Origin of the sequence: Streptomyces sp. NBC_00670, from assembly GCF_036226765.1 — a bacterium.
Lineage (GTDB): Bacteria > Actinomycetota > Actinomycetes > Streptomycetales > Streptomycetaceae > Streptomyces.
Genome location: NZ_CP109017.1, coordinates 6,416,506 through 6,435,731 on the forward strand (window position 1 = coordinate 6,416,506; position 19,226 = coordinate 6,435,731).

The following is a 19,226-nucleotide window of genomic DNA, read 5'->3' on the forward strand; positions in this document are numbered from 1 at the left end:
GCTTAAGAAAGTCTCGATGGACCGCCGGCCCGGCCGTACGGCAGATTCCCTCAGGGGTCTCCCACCGGGGACCGCGCCGTCGAACCACAGGAGCCGTACGCGTGAAAGCGCTGGTCAAGCAGAAGGCGGAGCCCGGTCTGTGGCTCCGGGACGTACCCGAACCGACCATCGGCCCCGGTGACGTACTGATCAAGGTGCTGCGCACCGGGATCTGCGGCACCGATCTGCACATCCGCTCCTGGGACGGGTGGGCGCGGCAGACCATCACCACCCCGCTGGTGCTCGGCCACGAGTTCGTCGGCGAGGTCGTCGACACCGGCCGCGACGTCACCGGCATCGACACCGGCGACCGGGTCAGCGGCGAGGGCCACCTGGTGTGCGGCACGTGCCGCAACTGCCTGGCCGGACGCCGCCATCTGTGCCGGGCCACCGTCGGCCTCGGCGTCGGGCGCGACGGCGCGTTCGCCGAGTACGTCGCCCTGCCCGCGTCCAACGTGTGGGTGCACCGCGTCCCCGTCGATCTCGACGTCGCCGCCATCTTCGACCCGTTCGGCAACGCCGTGCACACCGCGCTGTCCTTCCCGCTGGTCGGCGAGGACGTGCTGGTCACCGGCGCCGGACCCATCGGCCTGATGGCCGCCGCCGTGGCCCGCCACGCCGGCGCCCGCCACGTCGTCGTCACCGACGTCAGCGAGGAGCGCCTCGAACTGGCCCGCAAGATCGGCGTCAGCCTCGCCCTGAACGTCTCCGGCGCCACGATCGCCGACGGACAGCGCGAGCTGGGGCTGCGCGAGGGCTTCGACGTCGGCCTGGAGATGTCCGGCCGCCCCGAGGCGCTGCGCGACATGATCGCCAACATGACCCACGGCGGCCGGATCGCCATGCTCGGCCTGCCCGCCGAGGAGTTCCCCGTCGACTTCGCCCGGATCGTCACGTCGATGCTCACCCTCAAGGGCATCTACGGCCGCGAGATGTTCGAGACCTGGTACGCGATGTCCGTCCTGCTGGAGGGCGGACTCGACCTCGCCCCCGTCATCACCGGCCGGTACGGCTACGCCGAGTACGAGGCCGCGTTCGCCGACGCCGCGAGCGGCCGGGGCGGCAAGGTCATCCTCGACTGGACCGTGTGAGCCACCCTCCTCTCCCGCATCCCCAGGAGCTTCTGACATGTTCGCCTCCGTACGCGACGACCTCCGCGCCACCCTCGACGAGATCCGCGCCGCCGGGCTGCACAAGCCCGAGCGCGTCCTCGGCACCCCGCAGTCCGCGACCGTCGCCGTCACCGCCGGCGGGCGGCCCGGCGAGGTCCTCAACTTCTGCGCCAACAACTACCTCGGCCTCGCCGACCACCCCGAGGTGGTCGCCGCCGCCCACGAGGCGCTGGACCGCTGGGGTTACGGCATGGCCTCCGTCCGCTTCATCTGCGGCACGCAGGAGGTGCACAAGGAGCTGGAGGCCCGGCTCTCCGCCTTCCTCGGCCAGGAGGACACGATCCTCTACTCCTCCTGCTTCGACGCCAACGGCGGCGTCTTCGAGACGCTGCTCGGCGCCGAGGACGCGGTGATCTCCGACGCGCTGAACCACGCCTCGATCATCGACGGCATCCGGCTGTCCAAGGCCCGCCGCTTCCGCTACGCCAACCGGGACATGGCCGACCTGGAGGCGCAGCTCAAGGCGGCCGGGGACGCCCGGCGCCGGCTGATCGTGACCGACGGCGTCTTCTCGATGGACGGCTACGTGGCGCCGCTCGCCGAGATCTGCGACCTCGCCGACCGGTACGACGCCATGGTCATGGTCGACGACTCGCACGCCGTGGGCTTCGTCGGACCCGGCGGGCGGGGCACGCCCGAACTGCACGGGGTCATGGACCGGGTCGACATCCTCACCGGCACGCTCGGCAAGGCCCTCGGCGGCGCCTCCGGCGGGTACGTGGCCGCCCGCGCCGAGATCGTCGCACTGCTCCGCCAGCGCTCGCGGCCGTACCTGTTCTCGAACACGCTGGCCCCGGTGATCGCGGCGGCGTCGCTGAAGGTGCTGGACCTGCTGGAGTCGGCGGGGGAGCTGCGGGAGCGGCTGGCGGCGAACACGGAGCTGTTCCGGCGGCGGATGGGGGAGGAGGGGTTCGACGTCCTTCCCGGCGACCACGCGATCGCCCCGGTGATGATCGGTGACGCGGCGGAAGCGGGCCGCATGGCCGAGCTGCTGCTGGAGCGGGGCGTGTACGTGATCGGGTTCTCGTACCCGGTGGTACCGGAGGGCGCGGCACGCATCCGGGTCCAGCTGTCCGCCGCGCACTCGACGGAGGACGTGGAGCGGGCGGTGGCGGCGTTCGCCGCGGCACGAGCCGAGCTGGCGGGCTGAGGGAGCGCGGGAGAGCTCGGGTGGCTGGGGGTTCGTCGGCGGGCGCGGGCGGGGATGTGGTTGCTCGCGCAGTTCCCCGCGCCCCTTAAAAGCAAGGGGGGGTGCCCCCCAGTCTTCAGGGGCGCGGGGAACTGCGCGAGAAGCCCCACCGGCCGTCAGCCGACAACGCACCCCCCCCGGGGTCCAAGGGGCGGAGCCCCTTGAAGGGATGGGGAGGGTAGGGGCGGCGGGGGCGAAAACCCCCGGCTTGCGATAATCGGACGCGTGATTGAGGCGCGACGGTTGCACATTCTTCGGGCGGTGGCGGATCACCGCACGGTGACCGCGGCCGCCGCGGCGCTGTACCTCACGCCGTCCGCCGTCTCGCAGCAACTGGCCGCACTGGAGCAGGAGACCGGTCACCGCCTCGTCGAGCGCGGCGCCAAGGGCGTGCGGCTGACCGCGGCCGGCGAGATCCTGCTCGGTCACACCCACGCCGTCCTCGCCCAGCTGGAGCGCGCGGAGGCCGAGCTCGCGGCGTACAGCGGGGGCTCGGCGGGCACGGTGACGCTCGCCGCGTTCGCCACCGGCATCGGCCTGGTCGTCGCCCCGGCCCTGGCCACCCTGGGCCGTACCGCACCCGGCATCCGCGTCCGCGTCCAGGACGCCGAGGGCGACGCCAGCCTGCCGATGGTCCTGGCCCGGCAGGTGGACGTGGCGGTCGCCGTCGAGTACCGGGGCGCCCCGGGCGCCGACGACCCCCGGCTCACCCACATCGCGCTGTACGCCGAACCGTTCGAGGCGGTCGTGCCGGTCGCCCACCGGCTGGCCGGGGCGGAGGTCGTGCCGCTCGCCGAGCTCGCCAAGGACGCCTGGATCGGCCCCTACCCGGGCAACCCCTGCCACGACGTGGTCGTCCTGGCCTGCGAGCACGCCGGCTTCCAGCCCCGTCTCGAACACTCCTCCGACGACTTCAGCGCCGTCATCTCGCTGGCCTCCGCCGGGGCCGGCGTGGCGCTCGTGCCCCGCTCGGCGCTGCGCGGAATGGACCTCAGCGGGGTCGTGGTCCGGCCGGTGGACGGCGTGGCCCCCACGCGCCGGGTGTTCGCGGCGGTGCGCCGGGGCGCGGAGGAGCACCCGCTGATCCGCCCCGTACTGGACGCGCTGACCGAGGCCGCGACGGCGCACTGAAAGCACCTCGCCCCGGCGCCCCGGTGTCAGTGGCGTTGGTTACCGTGCGGGCATGCCGGATGCCGAAGACGTACGCCGTATCGCCCTCTCCCTGCCGGACACGGCGGAGAAGACCGCCTGGAGCATGCCCACGTTCCGCGTCGCGGGCAAGATGTTCGCCACCCTGCCCGAGGACGAGACGTCGCTCGCCGTGCGCTGCCCGAAGGTGGAGCGCGACGAACTCGTGCTCGCCGAGCCCGGCAAGTTCTGGATCGCGGGCCACGAGGCGTCCTTCGCCTGGGTGCGCGCACGGCTCGCGGCCCTGGAGGACGAGGCGGAGCTGCGCGACATCCTCGCCGACTCCTGGCGTCAGGCGGCCCCGCCCCGTCTCCTGGAGGCCCACCCGACGCTCGGCCTCCCGGCCACCGGCTGACCGGCACCCCGCGGCCCGGGCACCGCGCGCCCGTCGGCGCGGTCACCGCGCGGAAAAGCCGTGCGCGGCGACCGCCCGGAGTGCGGTATGGTTTCCGTGCGCGTTCACCCGGGGGAAACCCCAGGTCAGACGGGCAACGGGACGTGGCGCAGCTTGGTAGCGCACTTGACTGGGGGTCAAGGGGTCGCAGGTTCAAATCCTGTCGTCCCGACTCGCGAGAGTCGCCGTTCAGGGCCGGTTTCGGAGGACATCCGAAACCGGCCTTCGTCATTCCCGGCCGGTCTTCGTCATTCCCGCAGGCCCGGAAGCCGGGCGGGCACGCATTTCCCGGACGCGCAGGAATTCCCGGACGTGCACGGACCCGTGGCCGAACCTGTTCGCACACCGTACGGGCGGCGAAAAAACTCTTGGACCGCCCCGGCCCCCGCGCGGGACACTGCCCTCTTCCACCGGGCTCCTCACACACGACTGCCGTGCGGTGCGCCCCCTCATGACTACGGAGGGTTTCCATGCAGTCACAACAAGTGCACGATTCCCCGCCGGGCCGGTCCAAACGCACCGGCCCCGTCCTCCTCGCGCTCCGTTACTACGGCCGGGAACTCGCCCGGCGCAAGTGGCTGACCACGGGCGCGATGCTGCTGCCCGCGCTGGGCAACATCGGCATCAACTACGTCGCCCCGCTGGTCGTCGCCAAGCTCGTCGGACGCATCGCGGACCACACCGAGCTCGGCCTCGGCAGCTCGTTGCCGTACGTCCTCGGCTTCGCCGGGGTCCTGCTCTTCGCCGAGCTGCTGTGGCGCCTCGGCCTGCACTGCCTCAACCGCCTCGCCGCCCGCGGCATCGAACGGCTGTACATCATCGGGATGGACGAACTGTTCGCGAAGGACGCCGCGTTCTTCCACGACAACTTCGCCGGGGCGCTGACCAAACGGGTCCTCAGCTTCGCCTCCCGCTTCGAGGACTGCGTCGACACGATGACGTTCCAGGTCATCGGCCGGATCGTGCCCCTGGCCTTCGGGGCCGTGGTGCTGTGGCGCTACGAGCCGCTGCTCGTCGTCGGCCTGCTGGCGATGCTCCTGACCACGACGTTCTGCGTGGCGCCCCTCATCCGGCGCCGACAGGCCCTGGTGCGCCGGCGCGAGGAGGCCATCGCCCGGGTCGCGGGGCATGTCGCCGACAGTCTGATGAACATGGACACGGTCCGCGCGTTCGCCGCCGAGGAGCGCGAGGCCGCCGAACACCGCGACCGCGTCGCCCACTCCCGGCGGCTGACGCTGCGCTCGTGGGACTACGGCAATCTGCGCATCGACACCTTCGTCGCGCCGATGTCGGTGCTGACCAACGCGCTGGGCCTGCTGCTCGCCGTCGTCCTCGGCGGCGGCGCGCACGGCGTGGAGGCGGTCGTGGTGGCGTTCACCTACTACGGCAACGCCACCCGGATCATGTTCGAGTTCAACCAGATCTACCGGCGCCTGGAGAGCGCGATGACGGAGGCCGCGCAATTCACCGACCTGCTGCTGAAACCGCCGACCGTGCTCGACCCGCCCGCCCCCGAACCGCTGCGCCCCGGGCCCGCCGGCATCCGCTTCGACCGGGTGACCTTCGCCCACGGCGGCGGCAAGCCGCTCTTCCGGGGCCTGGAGCTGACCGTGCCCGACGGGGCGAAGATCGGCCTGGTCGGCCGCTCCGGCGGCGGCAAGACCACCCTCACCCGGCTGCTGCTGCGGATGACGGACATCGACGCCGGCCGCATCCTGGTCGGCGGCCAGGACATCACCCGGCTCCGCCAGGCCGACCTGCGCAGCCTGATGGCGTACGTGCCGCAGGACCCGGCGATGTTCCACCGCACCCTGCGCGAGAACATCGCGTTCGCCCGGCCGGGCGCCACCGAGGCCGAGATCCGCCGCGCGGCCGAGGCGGCGCACGTCACCGAGTTCGCCGACGGGCTGCCGGACGGCTTCGACACCATGGTCGGCGAGCGCGGCGTCAAGCTCTCCGGCGGCCAGCGCCAGCGGGTCGCCCTCGCCCGCGCGATCCTGCGGGACGCGCCGATCCTGCTGCTCGACGAGGCGACCAGCGCCCTGGACTCCGAGAGCGAGGTGCTGATCCAGGAGGCACTGTGGCGGCTCATGGAGGGGCGCACGGCGCTCGTCGTCGCCCACCGGCTGAGCACGGTCGCCGGCATGGACCGGCTCGTCGTCCTCGACCGCGGCCGGATCATCGAGCAGGGCACCCACCAGCAGCTCCTCGCCTCCGAGGGGGCCTACGCCAAGCTGTGGCAGCACCAGTCGGGCGGCTTCCTCGACGACGTCGACGCAACCGACGGCGACGACGCCGGCGACGGGGACGCCGACGCCGGCGGCCGCGCCCTGGGCCGCCCCGTCCTGGGGGCCGACCTGGTCTGAACGCGCGACGAGCGTCGCCGCGCGGTGTGGCCCCGGGCGCCGGGGGAACCCGGGGCCACATGGACGAGCAGGCAGCACTTCACCGGTCGTACTGGCTCGAGACGGCCCCCGCGGGCGAACCCGGACCGCCCCCGGCCGACGGCCTCACCGTGGACGTCGCCGTCGTCGGCGGCGGCATCGCCGGGCTCAGCACCGCCTGGGAACTGGCCCGCGACGGCCACCGCGTCGCCGTCCTGGAGGCCGGCCGGCTCGCCGCCGGGGTCACCGGGTACACCACGGCGAAGCTGACCGCCCAGCACACCCTGATCTACGACAAGCTGCGCCGCACCCGCGACGCCGAGGCCGCCCGGCTGTACGCCCGTTCCCAGTACGAGGCCGTCCGGCACGCCGGGGAGATCGCCGCCGAGCTCGGCATCGAGTGCGAGTGGGAGGAGAGCACGGCCTACACCTTCACGCGGCAGGCCGGCCGCGTCGACGAGCTGCGCGCCGAGGCCGAGGCCGCCCGCGAGGCCGGGCTGCCCGCCGAGTTCACCACCGACACCGACCTGCCCTTCCCCGTCGCGGGCGCCGTCAAGGTCACCGACCAGGCCCAGTTCCACCCCGTCAAGTACCTCAGGGCGCTCGCCGAGGACATCCGCCGCCGGGGCGGCACCCTGCACGAGAACACCCGCGTCACCGGGCTCACCGAGGGCGAGCCCTGTGTGCTCACCACGGAGGCGGGGGCGGAGGTGAAGGCGGGGGCGGTCGTCGTCGCCACGCACTACCCCGTCTTCGACCGTGCGCTGCTGTTCACCCGGCTCTCCCCGCGCCGCGAACTCGTGATCGCCGCCCCCATCGAGGCCGAGGCCGCACCGCACGGCATGTACATCACGCCCGATGAGAACACCCGTTCGGTGCGGACGGCCCCGTACACGGACGGCAAGCGGCTGCTGGTGATCACCGGCGAGCACTTCACCCCGGGCGCCGGGGAGGACGTCGAGGAGCGGTTCGGCCGGCTCGTCGAATGGGCCGGGCGCCACTTCGGCGACCTCCGCCTCAGCCACCGCTGGGCCACCCAGGACAACGACTCCACGGACACCGTCCCGCTCGTCGGCCCCCTGCACCAGGGCAGCCGGCACGCCTATGTGGCCACCGGGTTCGGCGGCTGGGGGCTGAGCGGCGGCATCATGGCGGGCCGGCTGCTCGCCGATCTGATCGGCGGGCGCACGCCCGAGTGGAGCGGACTGTACGACCCGCGGCGGCTCGGCTCGGTGGTCCGCGAGGGCGGGGAGTTCCTCAAGAACCAGGCCAAGGTCGCCAAGCACTTCGTCGGCGACCGGCTCACCTCGATGAGCGGCCCCGGCGTCGACGAGATCGCCCCCGGTGACGGCGCGATCGTCCACGTCGACGGCAAGCGCACCGCCGTGTACCGCGACGAGGCCGGCGCCCTGCACGCCGTCTCCGCGCGCTGCACCCACCTGGGCTGTCTGGTCGCCTTCAACCGTGCCGAACGCGCCTGGGAGTGCCCGTGCCACGGCTCCCGCTTCGACCCGGACGGCGCGGTCGTCCAGGGCCCGGCCCTGCGGCCGCTGGAACCCCGGGAGCTGTGAGGTGTTTCGGCCGTGGGGCGAAGGGCACCCGCAGCCGTGGGCACCGGAACGTCCCGTTTTCCAGGATGAAGAAGGAAGATGACTCACTGTGACCGCGCACATAGCTGAAACCTGCGTCGCCGACCGACCGGAGACCGGCTGGGCCAAGGCCAGGCAGGTCCGGGGGAAGGGCGTACGCACCTGCGTGCCGGCGGTCGAGGAGCGCGGCGAACTGCGCGGGACGGAAGCGGTCCGGGACTCCGAGGGGAACATCATCCGGGGCGAGGACTGAGACGGGCACGGGGAACAGAGACCACTACCGGAAACAGGGGTAGGTGGAGGGGCCGGAGCGGCGGTTGGCGGACCGTCACTCCGGCCCCTCGGTGCGCGCGCCGCCCCCCGGATCCCGTCTCTTACCGACCTCTTGCCGCCTGCGCGGGGCCCCGTACGCGTGGAACACCCCGCCCCGGGCAGGAGTGATCCCAAGGGCCGCCGAGACATCCCGTCGGGGGTTGGGAGATGCTGTGCACCGGCACGGACATGTCCGTGGGCATCGTCGTCGACGAAAGGCGTGGTGACGGCGGTGTGCTGTTCACCCTGCGCGGGGAGATCGTCCACGGCACCGTCGAGCCACTGACCGGCGTCCTGACGCGCGTGCCCGCCGACGCCGGGAGCGTGACGCTCGACATGGCCGGTGTCACCTACATGGACTCCGCCGGCCTCGCCTTCCTGCGGGCCGTCGACGACTTCCAGCGGCGTACGGGCATCCCCGTACGGACCGTCCACTGGAGCGGCCGGCCGCGCAGAGTGCTGGAGTTCACCGCGCTCGACGACGACGGGGCTCCGGCGCCCGGACCGTCGGCGGCCGCCCGGGAGCGGGAGGAGCTCGCCCGGCAGCTGGAGGAGGAGGTCGAACAGCTGCGACAGGCCCTGGTGTCACGGCCGTTGATCGACCGGGCGACGGGCGTGCTGATGGCGGCGGAGGTGTGCACGGCGGAGGAGGCGTGGGGGATCCTGCGGGAGACCTCGCAGCGGGCGAACGTGAAGCTGCGGCTGGTGGCGCGGGCGGTCGTCAGGAGCGTGGACGGCCCGCCCCCGGAGGAGCCGGTGCTGTCGGCCCTGCGGTTCGCCCTCCTGCGGCACCGCCGCACCTGACCCGGTCGGTCCGGTGCTCGCCGGGAGCTCCTTGCCATTTCGTAGTCGTGATGATTACAGTCCTCTACTGTAATCATCATTGCTACGGATTGGTGTGATCATGATCGGCATCACGGGTGCGTCCGGCTCCCTCGGACGCGCCACCGCCGAACTGGTGCTGCGTACCGTCGACCCCCGCGAGGTGGTCCTCACCACGCGGACGCCACAGGCGCTCGCCGACCTCGCCGACCGCGGTGCGCGGGTGAGGCGGGCCGACTTCGGCGACCCGCGCACCCTGGAGGCGGCGTTCGCCGGTGTCGAACGGCTGCTGCTCATCTCCACCGACGCGGTGGGCTCCCGCCTCGACCAGCAGCGGGCCGCCCTCGCGGCGGCGGCCGGGGCAGGGGTCTCCTACGTGGCGTACACCTCCGTTCCCGAGCCGGTGTCCGCCAACCCCGCGGTGGTGGTGGCCGACCACGCCGGAACGGAGCGGGCGCTGCGGGAGAGCGGACTGCGCTGGACCGCCCTGCGCAACAACCTGTACGCGCACATGCAGGTGTCCGTCGTGGAACAGGCCGCCGCCACGGGCCGTCTGATGACCAACAGCGGCAGCGGCGCGGCGGCGTACGTCACCCGGGAGGACTGCGCGGCGGTGGCCGCCGAAATCCTCACCCGGGGCGGGTACGAGAACCAGGCCGTGGACGTCACCGGTCCGGAGGCGGTCGGTGCCCTCGATCTGCTGCGTCTCGCCCGTGACCTCGGCGGCCGTGACGTCGAACTCGTGGACGTCGACGACCACGCGTTCGCCGTCGCACTGGGCAGTGCGGGCCTGCCGGAGCCGGTCGCGGACCTCGTGACCTCGTTCGGTGCGGCCACGCGCGGCGGGTTCCTCGCCGGGGTCAGCGGGGTGGTGGCCGACGTGACCGGCCGCGCCCCGCGCCCCCTCGCGGACCTGGTGCGCACGGCCCGGACCTCCTGACCCGATGACGACGGAGAACGCGGTGGTTCCCCGGGCCGGCGACGGGGCCGGGGCCGGGGCAGGCCACAGGGTCCGGGTGCTGGTGATCCTCGCGAGCCTCAGCGCCCTCGGCCCGGTGTCCATCGACGCGTACATCCCCGGTCTGCCCCGGCTCGCCGAGAGCCTGCACAGTCCGGCATGGGCGGTCCAGCTCACCGTCACCGCCTGCCTGGCGGGCCTGGCCGTCGGCCAGCTGGTGGCCGGTCCGCTGAGCGACGCGCTGGGCCGGCGGCGGCCCCTGCTGTACGGGCTGAGCCTCTACACCGGGGCGGGGCTGCTGTGCGGCCTCGCCCCGACGATCTGGCTGCTCGTCGTGCTGCGCGCGGCGCAGGGACTCGGCGGGGCCTTCGCCCTGGTGATCGCCTACGCGTACGTCAGCGACCTGCACGAGGGGAAGGCGGCGGCGCGCTACTTCTCCCTGCTCACGCTCGTCACCGGCCTGGCCCCGGTGCTCGCCCCGCTCGTCGGGGCGCAACTCCTCCAGGCGTGGGGCTGGCGGGCGGTCTTCGTGGCGACCTCCGTGCTCAGCGCCCTCGTCCTCGCCGCGGGCGCGGGGTCGCTGCCGGAGAGCCACCCGCCGCATCTGCGCCAGGAACGGTCCTGGCGCCGGGCGGGCCCGGTCTACGGCCGTCTGCTGCGCGACCGTTCCCTGCTCGGCCCCGTCCTCGCCAACGCCCTGTCGTTCGCGGTGATGTTCGCGTACATCGCGGGCTCCCCGTTCGTCCTGCAGAGCCTGTACGGACTCGGTGCCGGGCAGTACAGCCTGGTGTTCGCGGTGAACGCGTGCGGACTCGTCGCCGCCGCGGGGGTGAGCGGCGTCCTCGTCGGCCGCCTCGGTGCCCGGTCCCTGCTGCGTGCCGGGGTGACCGGTTCGGCCGCCGCGAGCGTCGTCCTGCTCGTCCTCGCGCTCGCCGGCGCGGGGCTGTGGCCGGTCCTCGCGGCGCTGTTCGTGGCGATCGCCCACGTCGGACTGGTGCTGCCGAACGCGCCCGCGCTGGTGCTGCGGCAGCGCGGCTCCCACGCCGGCGCGGCGGCGGCGCTCCTCGGCTGCGGCCAGTTCCTGTTCGGGGGGCTCGCCGCACCGCTCGTGGGGCTCCCGGACGCGCACGACGCCGTACCCATGGCCACGGTCATGGCCGCGCTCGCCCTGGCGGCCCTGGTCGTGTTCGTCACCCTGACCCCCGCCGCCACGACAGAGCCGCACCTCCGAACGAGCGGCGACCTGCCCTGAAGGGGCGGCGGGGGCGGGGAGACCTGCTCCGCAGACCTACTCCGCGACCGCGAAGCGCTCCCAGACGCGGTGGGTGGCCAGGAGCTGCGTCACCTCGGCGAGGGCCGCCGGGCCGTCGGCGGCCGTCACGACGCCGGCCGCCCCGGCGGGGATGCCCGCCGCCTCCAGCACGGCCTGCCCGCCGCCCCAGACGGCGATCGCCTTCCCGTGCCGGAACGCCTCGTCCAGCAACAGCAGCACCCGGGGGTCCGTCGCCGCCCCGGCCGCCGGCTCCGCCGCCTTCGCGTCCCGGGCGCCGAAGGCGTCGGCGCCCACTCCCGGCACCCCGGCCACCAGCACCGCGTCGAACTCGATCGACCGCGCGGTGGCGAACGTGCGCTGCACGGTGACCGGTTCGGCGCCCTCGGCGTCCAGCTTGCCGCCCGCCGGGGCGACGACCAGCGGCACCATGCCGCCGTCGAGCACGGCCTGCCGTACCGCGCGCACACCGTCCAGGTCGCCCTGCCCGTCGGTGACGACGGCGATCATCCGGCCGTCCGTCGGCCAGCTCCGCCCCACCTGGGACAGGGCCGGGCTCGGCTCGACCTCCTCCAGGGCCACCGTCGGCGCCGGCGCGGGCAGCCCGAGCCCGGCGGCGACCGGCGCGCACAGCTCCGGGTCGATGTTGGCCAGCACCTGCAGTCCGCGCTCCTTGACCGCCTGCTCGTAGCACTTGCCGAGCTCGAAGGTGTACGCCGAGACGATGTGTTCCCGCTCCACCGGGCTCATGCTCCGCCAGAACCTGCGCGGCTGGCTGAAGTGGTCCGCGAACGTCTCCGGAGCCTCGCGGACCTTCTTCGACTGCGGCACCGTCACCGGCACCTCGACGAACGCCCCGTTGTCCGCGCCCGCGGTGAACGGGCAGCCCCCGTCGAGCGAGTTGGGCCGGTACGGGGCCACCCCCGTGTGCACGGCGTCCTGGTGGAAGCCGTCCCGCAGCATGTCGTTGACCGGCGCGTGCGTGCGGTTGATCGGGATCTGCGCGAAGTTGGGGCCGGCGAGCCGGGTGATCTGCGTGTCCAGGTACGAGAACAGCCGCCCCGCAAGGAGCGGGTCGTCGGTGACGTCGATGCCCGGCACCAGATGGCCCGGGTGGAACGCGACCTGCTCCGTCTCCGCGAAGTAGTTCGACGGGTTCCGGTTCAGCGTCAGCAGCCCGATCGGCTGCACCGGCGCCAGCTCCTCGGGGACGATGTTCGTCGGATCGAGCAGATCGATCCCCTCGAACATCTGCTCGGCGTTGTCCGGGAACGTCTGGATGCCCAGCTCCCACTGCGGGTACGCGCCCGCCTCGATCGCGTCGGCCAGGTCCCGGCGGTGGAAGTCGGGGTCCACCCCGCCGGTGATCTGCGCCTCCTCCCACACCAGGGAGTGCACGCCCAGCTTCGGCTTCCAGTGGAACTTCACCAGCGTGGTGGCACCCTCGGCGTTCACCAGCCGGAAGGTGTGGACGCCGAAGCCCTCCATCATGCGGTACGACCGCGGGATCCCCCGGTCCGACATGTTCCACAGCACGTGGTGGGTGGCCTCGGTGTGCAGGGTGACGAAGTCCCAGTGCGTGTCGTGCGCGGACTGGGCCTGCGGGATCTCCCGGTCGGGGTGCGGCTTGGCGGCGTGCACGATGTCCGGGAACTTGATCGCGTCCTGGATGAAGAAGACCGGGATGTTGTTCCCGACCAGGTCGAACGTGCCCTCGGTGGTGTAGAACTTCGTCGCGAAGCCCCGGGTGTCGCGCACGGTGTCCGCCGAGCCGCGCGAGCCGAGCACCGTGGAGAAGCGGGTGAACACCGGCGTCTCGACGTCCTTGCCGAGGAACGCCGCCTTGGTGACGCTCGCCGCGGTGCCGTACCCCTTGAAGACGCCGTGCGCCGCGGCACCGCGCGCGTGCACGACCCGCTCCGGGATGCGCTCGTGGTCGAAGTGGGTGATCTTCTCCCGCAGATGGTGGTCCTGCAACAGCACGGGACCGCGCGGACCGGCCTTGAGGGAGTGGTCGGTGTCGTAGAGCCGCGCGCCCTGCGCCGTGGTCAGATAGGCGCCGGCCTGCCCCATCCGCCTCGGATCGGTGCCGGTCTCCTGGCCGGTGGGGCTGACGGTCTCCGGGGTGCCCTGGTCCGGCTTGGGCGGCAGCGGCTCCCGGGGCTCGGTCGGCTCCGCGACGGTGGGGGTCTCCGGGCCCGGACGGCCCGGTATGCCCTCGGGCGGTCCGTCGCCGCGGAGTGCGTCGGCGGCCTTCTCTGCGAATGCCCTCACGGGGTTCTTGTCAGTCATCGCGCTCCCACGGTGAATCCTCGGCTGCGCCGCGCGCGGGGGGAGTCGCACGGCGGAGCCGCCTGAGTACCCGGGGGAGCGGGAGCTGAACTCGTGCGGACGGGTGAGGTTGGGGCGTCCTACGGGAAGGCCCCCTACGGCGCACGCCGCAGGGGGCCCCAGTCGCCGCCCTGGCGGTCGACCGCCGTGCGAGCTTCCTTGATCACGCGTTCGTCTATCCAGCCGACCGGTTCCACGTCCCGCACCAGCGGCTCGTTGTCCGGGCCGCGCCCCAGCTCCTGGCCCCGCAGCACCCAGGGGCGCACGCCGGGGCCCTTCTCGCGGGGCAGATGGGAGTAGTCGTGGAGCCGGCGGGCCACCCACAGCTCCACCGGCCGGTCCTCCCACCACGGCTCCACGCCGAGCGGATTGGCCGACAGACCGGGCATCCGCACGCCCGTCAGATCGTCCCTGCTGCCCTGCGCGCCCAGATCGGCGTGCGGGCCGTGCGACCAGCGGACGTACAGATCCGGTTCGCCCCGCACCAGGGCGCCCAGCTCGCCGAGCGTGTGCAGGACGGGCAGGGCGTCGTCAGTGCTCATCGGTGCTCGTCTGTTGCGCCGGGCTCATCGGGCCTGCGACCGGGACTCCGTCCGGTCCGGTTTGAGCGGGTCGTGGCCGAGGGACATCAGGCGGTGGCGCCGGGCCGTGTCCGCGTCGCTGTCGGCCCGCTCCGGCTCGGGCTCGTCGGCCCGGTCCTGCTCGGCGTTGACGGCGTCCACGACCTCGTACATCACGTCGATGTCGGCGTCGGTGAGGTCCGTGCGCCGCTTCTGCAGGATGGCCAGCACGTGCTGACCGGTCTCCGGGCCGGCCTGCTCGGGCAGTGGCTCGGTCTCCTCCCCGGCGTCCTGGACCCGCAGCCAGGCCGCCAGTTCCTGGGAGGTCATGTTCACCACGCGGTGGAACTCGTCCCACAGCGTGTCGAGTTCGAGGGCGTCCGTCATGACGTACCCCTTCCGTGCGCGTATCCGGACGTGCCGCCGGCGGGCGCCGTCGTCGTCGCGGGCCCGCCGTGTTCCCGAGGGGTCAGCCCTCCTCGTGCGGGTAGTTCTCCGCGTCGAACATCCACCGCTGCTTCTCCAGATCGGCGGTGATCGCGATCAGCAGGTCCTGGGTGACCGGGTCCGGCTTGTCGGTGGCCTCGATCCGCTCCCGCAGCCGCTTGATGGCGGCCTCCAGGGCGTCCACGATCACCTGGACGACATCGGTGTCGCGCACCCAGCCGACCTTCGGGCCGCCCAGGTTGAACGAGGCGGCGATGGTCTCGGGACGGCCGTCCGGCGGCACGCCGATCGCCGCGGCGCGCTCGGCCACGGTGTCGGAGTACGTACGGGCGGTGTCCACGACCTCGTCGAGCTGGAGGTGGATCGAACGGAACCGGGGCCCGACGATGCTCCAGTGGGCCTGCTTGCCGACGAGCGAGAGGCCGAGCAGATCCACCAGCGTCTGCTGGAGGGCGTCCCCGGCCACTCGACGGGCCTCGTCGGGGAGCGTGCTCTTCACAACGGTCATGCCGCGGTTCTCCTTAGTCTTGTCTCTCCTCGCGGGTTCTCGGGGCCCCGCGTCTCTTCCCCACGCTCACGCGGGTGCCCACGACCCCCCGTCGGAAACCCGGCCCGGACCGCCCGCACCGCCCAGGACCGACAGGCGAGACGCTCCTTACCTCCCAGGTGGGGCGGGCATAGCATCGGTTCCCGCATGGACACGATCTCGCTGACGCACATCTCCCCGTGGGGGTTCGCCGCGCTCGCCGCCGCGGCCCTCCTCGTCGGCTTCTCCAAGACCGCGGTGAGCGGCGCCAACACCGTCAGCCTGGCGGTCTTCGCGGCCGTGCTGCCGGCCCGCGCGTCGACCGGCGTACTGCTGCCCATCCTCATCGCCGGTGACGTCCTCGCCGTCCTCACCTACCGGCGGCACGCCCACTGGCCCACCCTGTGGCGGCTGTTCCCCGCGGTCGCGGTCGGCGTCGTCCTCGGCACCGGGTTCCTGGTGTGGGCAGACGACGGGGTCGTACGGGTGTCGATCGGCGCGATCCTGCTGCTGATGGCGGCGGTCACGGTGTGGCGCCGGCGCACCGCCGCACACGAGAGCGACCCCGAGGCGGTGACCACCCGGAGCGGCCGTGTCAAGGCCCGCTCCTACGGCGTCCTCGGCGGTTTCACCACGATGGTCGCCAACGCGGGCGGCCCCGTGATGTCGCTTTACCTGCTCTCCGCGGGCTTCCGCAAGCTCGGCTTCCTGGGCACCTCCGCGTTCTTCTTCCTCATCGTCAACGTCTCCAAGGTGCCGTTCAGCGCGGCTCTCGGCCTGATCGACGGCTCCTCGCTGCTGCTCGACGCGGCGCTCGTGGCGTTCGTGGTCCCGGGCGCCCTCCTCGGCAAGTGGGCCGTGCACCGCATCAACCAGCGCCTCTTCGAACGCCTCGTCATCGCGGCGACCGTCGTCGGAGGCATCCAGCTCCTCCTGCGGTGAGCCCGGCACGTACGCTCACCGGCATGTCCCCGCACGTCCTGATCCTCGGCGGCACCACAGAGGCCCGGCACCTCGCCGCCGCGCTCTCCGCCCGCCCCGGCGTACGGGTGACCACTTCCCTCGCCGGCCGCGTCGCCCGCCCCGGCGCACTCCCCGGCGAGGTACGCATCGGCGGCTTCGGCGGCGCCGAGGGGCTCGCCGACTGGCTGCGCGCCCACGCCGTCGACGCCCTGGTCGACGCCACCCATCCCTTCGCCGAGCGCATCACCGCCCACGCGGCCCGGGCCGCCGCGGCGACCGGCGTCCCGGCGGTGTTCCTGCGCCGCCCCGGCTTCACCCCCACCACCCCGGACGCCCACTGGACCCCGGTCCCGTCCCTGACCGCCGCGGCCGAGACCCTGGCCGGGCTCGACCCCCGCCGGATCCTCCTCACCACCGGCCGCCTGGGCCTGGCGGCGTTCGCCGCACTGGACCACCACGAGTTCGTCGTACGTTCGGTGGAACCCCCGGATCCTCCACTGCCGGCCCACACGGAGGTACTCCTCGCCCGGGGCCCCTTCACCCTCGACGACGAGCTGACCCTCCTCCGCCACCACGCCATCCAGCTCCTGGTGACGAAGGACAGCGGCGGCAGGGCGACGGTCCCGAAACTCACGGCGGCCCACCGACTGGACGTTCCGGTCGTGCTCGTCCAACGCCCTCCGCTGCCGGAGGGGGTTACGGCGGTGGGGGATGTGCCGGGTGCGTTGCGAAGCCTGGGCCTGGCTGAGTAGGGGCCCGGGGCTGTGTCGATCTGCGGCTCCGCCGCGTGGGCGCGACAAGCCACAACGCACCCCGCACTCGCCCAAAAACGCATCCTCCCGAGCTCTTGGGCGCAGCCCACACCCCGGGCCCCGCCCGACTCAGCCCCGCGCAGGCGCCCCCTCCGCCAGCCGGGACGGCAGGTCATGCGCGAGATCCTCCGCCAGCACCCGCTTCGCGATCCCGTCCACCGCCGCCCTCAACTCCGCATCCGACGCCCGCCCCACATCCCGCTCCACCCGGTCCGCCAGCCACCGTCCCCACGCCGCCGTGATCAGCCGCGCCTCCCGTTCGCCCGCCTCCGTGTGGGAGTACAGCGTGCCGTCCCGGGTCAGATACCCCTCCGCCACCATCCGGTCGAACACCGGCAGCAGCACCTCCGGCGGCACCCGCCGTCCGGCCGCCAGCAGCCCCAGGCTCGCGTGCCCCACCAGCCGGGTGAACAGTTCGACCTGCATCACCGCCCACGCCCCGGCCACGTCCAGCCGGGTCTCGGACTCCCGGACGATCCGCCGGGCCGTGGCCCGTTCCGTACTGCCGAGAATCTTCGCGACGGCTCGTTCGAGCTGGAGCCGCGAGTCCGCGCTGCTCGGCGACGCGAACCCCTCGCCGAGGTCCGAGGACCCGGCCCGCGCGCTGTCCCGCAGCCGTACCTGCCGCAGGCACAGCGCGACGACGAAGCCGAGCAGCGCGACCGGCACGGTCCACAGGAACACCGTCTGCAAGGTGTCGGCGTACGCGTTCACGATCGGCGACGCCGCCGCGGGCGGCAGGGAGTGCACCCCCTCCGGGCTCTGCGCGGCCCGGGCCAGCGTCGCCGGGTCCGCGGCGCCCGTCCGGGCCGCGGCCGCGACCCCGTCCGTCAGGTTCGGCGTCAGCGAGTTGGCGTAGATCGTGCCGAACACCGCCGTGCCGAACGAGCTGCCCAGCGTGCGGAAGAAGGTGACGCCGGAGGTCGCGGTGCCGAGGTCGGCGTAGTCCACGGTGTTCTGCACGGCGATCGTCAGCACCTGCATCGACAGCCCGATGCCGGTGCCGAGCACGAACATGTACAGCGACTCCAGCCATACGCCGCTGTCCGGGCCCATGCGCGACATCAGAAACAGCCCGAGCGCCATCACCAGCGAGCCGACGATCGGAAAGTACCGGTAGTGACCGGTCCGGCTCACCACGTTGCCGCTCGCGACCGAGGCGATCAGCAGACCGATCACCATGGGCAGCGTGCGCACGCCGGAGATCGTCGCCGAGTCGCCGTCCACATACTGCAGATACGTCGGCAGATAGGTGAGCGCGCCGAGCATCGCGAAACCGACGATGAAGCTCAGGATCGAACAGACGGCGAACACCGGCGTACCGAACAGCCGCATCGGCAGCATCGGCTCGGTGGCCCGCGTCTCCGCCCAGCAGAACAGCACCAGACCGGCCGCGCCCAGCGCGAACAGGCCGATGATCACCCCGGAGCCCCACGGGTACTGGTTGCCGCCCCAGCTCGTCGCCAGGATCAGCGCGCTCGCGCCGATCGCGACCAGGGCGATGCCCAGGTAGTCGATGCGCGGGCGGACCGCAGCCCGGACCCGGGGAATCGTGCGGGCCGCGGCGACCACCACGACGATCGCCACCGGCACGTTGACGTAGAACGCCCAGCGCCAGCTCAGGTGGTCGGTGAACAGGCCGCCGAGCAGCGGGCCGATCACCGTGGCCACGCCGAAGACGGCGCCGATCGCGCCCTGGTACTTGCCGCGCTCCCGCAGCGGGATGACGTCCGCGATCAGCGCCATCGCCGTCACCATCAGGCCGCCGGCGCCCACCCCCTGCATCGCCCGCCAGGCGATCAGCAGCGTCATGTTGGTGGCGAGGCCGCAGAGGAACGAGCCGGTGATGAAGACGACCGCGCTGAGCTGGAAGACGATCTTGCGGCCGAAGAGGTCGCCGAACTTGCCGACGAGGACGGTCGCGACGGTCTCCGCGAGCAGGTACGACGTGACGACCCACGACATGTGTGCGGCGCCGCCGAGGTCCGCGACGATCGTGGGCAGCGCGGTGCCGACGATGGTCTGGTCGAGGGCGGCGAGGAGCATGCCGAGCATGATCGTGGCGAAGACGATGTTGCGGCGGCGGCGGTCCAGGACGGGGGGTTGCTGGGCGGGGGCGCGCGCGGTGTCCTCGGTCGTGGTCACGGGTTCACGATCACACCGGGGGTGTGGGGGCGCATGTGGGGGGTGTTCGACCGGGTGTTTTTTCGCCCCCGCCGCCCCTGCCCTTCCCATCCCCTCAAGGGGCTCCGCCCCTTGGACCCCGGCGC

At 72.9% G+C, this 19,226-nt stretch carries 17 protein-coding genes and 1 tRNA gene; 13 read left to right on the top strand and 5 right to left on the bottom strand.

What is annotated here, in order from left to right; genetic code table 11:
- Window positions 1-101: 101 nt before the first annotated feature.
- From tdh to OIE12_RS28330, 11 genes are all read left to right on the top strand, one after another.
- Window positions 102-1,130: an L-threonine 3-dehydrogenase gene (gene tdh / locus OIE12_RS28280; protein WP_329140099.1), complete on the top strand. Its 1,029-nt coding sequence runs from the start codon at window positions 102-104 to the stop codon at window positions 1,128-1,130.
- A gap of 37 nt (window positions 1,131-1,167) precedes the next feature.
- Entirely contained in the window at window positions 1,168-2,361 is a 1,194-nt protein-coding gene (locus OIE12_RS28285) for a glycine C-acetyltransferase (RefSeq protein WP_329140101.1), read from the top strand.
- A 264-nt stretch (window positions 2,362-2,625) separates the two neighbouring features.
- Window positions 2,626-3,531 carry a LysR family transcriptional regulator gene (locus tag OIE12_RS28290; protein WP_329140103.1) on the top strand — a complete coding sequence of 302 codons (906 nt, stop codon included), beginning with the start codon at window positions 2,626-2,628 and terminating at the stop codon, window positions 3,529-3,531.
- Window positions 3,532-3,583: 52 nt separating this feature from the next.
- Window positions 3,584-3,943, top strand: a complete 360-nt coding sequence (locus OIE12_RS28295) for an MmcQ/YjbR family DNA-binding protein (RefSeq protein ID WP_329140105.1) — start codon at window positions 3,584-3,586, stop codon at window positions 3,941-3,943.
- A gap of 137 nt (window positions 3,944-4,080) precedes the next feature.
- A tRNA-Pro gene (locus tag OIE12_RS28300) sits at window positions 4,081-4,154 on the top strand.
- 298 nt (window positions 4,155-4,452) lie between these two features.
- On the top strand, window positions 4,453-6,348 hold the full coding sequence (locus OIE12_RS28305) for an ABC transporter ATP-binding protein (RefSeq protein ID WP_329140107.1): 1,896 nt from the start codon (window positions 4,453-4,455) through the stop codon (window positions 6,346-6,348).
- A 59-nt stretch (window positions 6,349-6,407) separates the two neighbouring features.
- Window positions 6,408-7,937: an FAD-dependent oxidoreductase gene (locus tag OIE12_RS28310; protein ID WP_329140109.1), complete on the top strand. Its 1,530-nt coding sequence runs from the start codon at window positions 6,408-6,410 to the stop codon at window positions 7,935-7,937.
- 88 nt (window positions 7,938-8,025) lie between these two features.
- Window positions 8,026-8,208, top strand: coding sequence for a hypothetical protein (locus OIE12_RS28315; RefSeq protein WP_329140110.1), 183 nt, complete (start codon window positions 8,026-8,028; stop codon window positions 8,206-8,208).
- 248 nt (window positions 8,209-8,456) lie between these two features.
- Entirely contained in the window at window positions 8,457-9,071 is a 615-nt protein-coding gene (locus OIE12_RS28320) for an ANTAR domain-containing protein (RefSeq protein WP_329140112.1), read from the top strand.
- A 100-nt stretch (window positions 9,072-9,171) separates the two neighbouring features.
- Window positions 9,172-10,029, top strand: a complete 858-nt coding sequence (locus OIE12_RS28325) for an NAD(P)H-binding protein (protein ID WP_329140114.1) — start codon at window positions 9,172-9,174, stop codon at window positions 10,027-10,029.
- A gap of 4 nt (window positions 10,030-10,033) precedes the next feature.
- The gene (locus tag OIE12_RS28330; RefSeq protein ID WP_329140116.1) at window positions 10,034-11,299 is read left to right on the top strand and encodes a multidrug effflux MFS transporter; all 1,266 of its coding nucleotides are present in this window, start codon (window positions 10,034-10,036) and stop codon (window positions 11,297-11,299) included.
- Between the two features lie 36 nt (window positions 11,300-11,335).
- Here OIE12_RS28330 and OIE12_RS28335 read toward each other — a convergent pair whose 3' ends face one another.
- The 4 genes from OIE12_RS28335 to OIE12_RS28350 all read right to left on the bottom strand — a co-directional run bounded on the left by OIE12_RS28335 (window position 11,336) and on the right by OIE12_RS28350 (window position 15,163).
- Entirely contained in the window at window positions 11,336-13,609 is a 2,274-nt protein-coding gene (locus OIE12_RS28335; protein WP_329140118.1) for a catalase, read from the bottom strand.
- Window positions 13,610-13,743: 134 nt separating this feature from the next.
- Window positions 13,744-14,190: a DUF6098 family protein gene (locus OIE12_RS28340; protein ID WP_329140120.1), complete on the bottom strand. Its 447-nt coding sequence runs from the start codon at window positions 14,188-14,190 to the stop codon at window positions 13,744-13,746.
- A 24-nt stretch (window positions 14,191-14,214) separates the two neighbouring features.
- Window positions 14,215-14,595 (bottom strand): DUF3140 domain-containing protein, encoded by a 381-nt coding sequence (locus tag OIE12_RS28345; protein ID WP_329140122.1) that lies wholly within the window; start codon window positions 14,593-14,595, stop codon window positions 14,215-14,217.
- 82 nt (window positions 14,596-14,677) lie between these two features.
- Entirely contained in the window at window positions 14,678-15,163 is a 486-nt protein-coding gene (locus OIE12_RS28350; RefSeq protein ID WP_329140124.1) for a Dps family protein, read from the bottom strand.
- A gap of 186 nt (window positions 15,164-15,349) precedes the next feature.
- On the opposite strand from OIE12_RS28350, the gene OIE12_RS28355 reads away from it, so the two are divergent.
- Together OIE12_RS28355 and OIE12_RS28360 are read left to right on the top strand one after the other, a co-directional pair.
- Window positions 15,350-16,123, top strand: coding sequence for a sulfite exporter TauE/SafE family protein (locus tag OIE12_RS28355; RefSeq protein ID WP_329140126.1), 774 nt, complete (start codon window positions 15,350-15,352; stop codon window positions 16,121-16,123).
- Window positions 16,124-16,146: 23 nt separating this feature from the next.
- Complete coding sequence (locus OIE12_RS28360; protein WP_329140128.1) at window positions 16,147-16,896, top strand: cobalt-precorrin-6A reductase; 750 nt, start codon at window positions 16,147-16,149, stop codon at window positions 16,894-16,896.
- A 129-nt stretch (window positions 16,897-17,025) separates the two neighbouring features.
- On the opposite strand, the gene OIE12_RS28365 is transcribed toward OIE12_RS28360, so the two are convergent.
- Window positions 17,026-19,101: an MDR family MFS transporter gene (locus OIE12_RS28365; protein ID WP_329140130.1), complete on the bottom strand. Its 2,076-nt coding sequence runs from the start codon at window positions 19,099-19,101 to the stop codon at window positions 17,026-17,028.
- Window positions 19,102-19,226: the final 125 nt, after the last annotated feature.

Bases quoted from the DNA above. Each gene is read 5' to 3' on its own strand.
- OIE12_RS28345 (WP_329140122.1), bottom strand. From the start codon at position 14,595: ATGACGGACGCCCTCGAACTCGACACGCTGTGGGACGAGTTCCACCGC.
- OIE12_RS28325 (WP_329140114.1), top strand. From the start codon at position 9,172: ATGATCGGCATCACGGGTGCGTCCGGCTCCCTCGGACGCGCCACCGCC.
- OIE12_RS28320 (WP_329140112.1), top strand. From the start codon at position 8,457: ATGTCCGTGGGCATCGTCGTCGACGAAAGGCGTGGTGACGGCGGTGTG.
- OIE12_RS28305 (WP_329140107.1), top strand. From the start codon at position 4,453: ATGCAGTCACAACAAGTGCACGATTCCCCGCCGGGCCGGTCCAAACGC.
- OIE12_RS28330 (WP_329140116.1), top strand. From the start codon at position 10,034: ATGACGACGGAGAACGCGGTGGTTCCCCGGGCCGGCGACGGGGCCGGG.
- OIE12_RS28285 (WP_329140101.1), top strand. From the start codon at position 1,168: ATGTTCGCCTCCGTACGCGACGACCTCCGCGCCACCCTCGACGAGATC.
- OIE12_RS28335 (WP_329140118.1), bottom strand. From the start codon at position 13,609: ATGACTGACAAGAACCCCGTGAGGGCATTCGCAGAGAAGGCCGCCGAC.
- OIE12_RS28355 (WP_329140126.1), top strand. From the start codon at position 15,350: ATGGACACGATCTCGCTGACGCACATCTCCCCGTGGGGGTTCGCCGCG.
- OIE12_RS28340 (WP_329140120.1), bottom strand. From the start codon at position 14,190: ATGAGCACTGACGACGCCCTGCCCGTCCTGCACACGCTCGGCGAGCTG.
- OIE12_RS28350 (WP_329140124.1), bottom strand. From the start codon at position 15,163: ATGACCGTTGTGAAGAGCACGCTCCCCGACGAGGCCCGTCGAGTGGCC.
- OIE12_RS28295 (WP_329140105.1), top strand. From the start codon at position 3,584: ATGCCGGATGCCGAAGACGTACGCCGTATCGCCCTCTCCCTGCCGGAC.
- OIE12_RS28360 (WP_329140128.1), top strand. From the start codon at position 16,147: ATGTCCCCGCACGTCCTGATCCTCGGCGGCACCACAGAGGCCCGGCAC.
- OIE12_RS28310 (WP_329140109.1), top strand. From the start codon at position 6,408: ATGGACGAGCAGGCAGCACTTCACCGGTCGTACTGGCTCGAGACGGCC.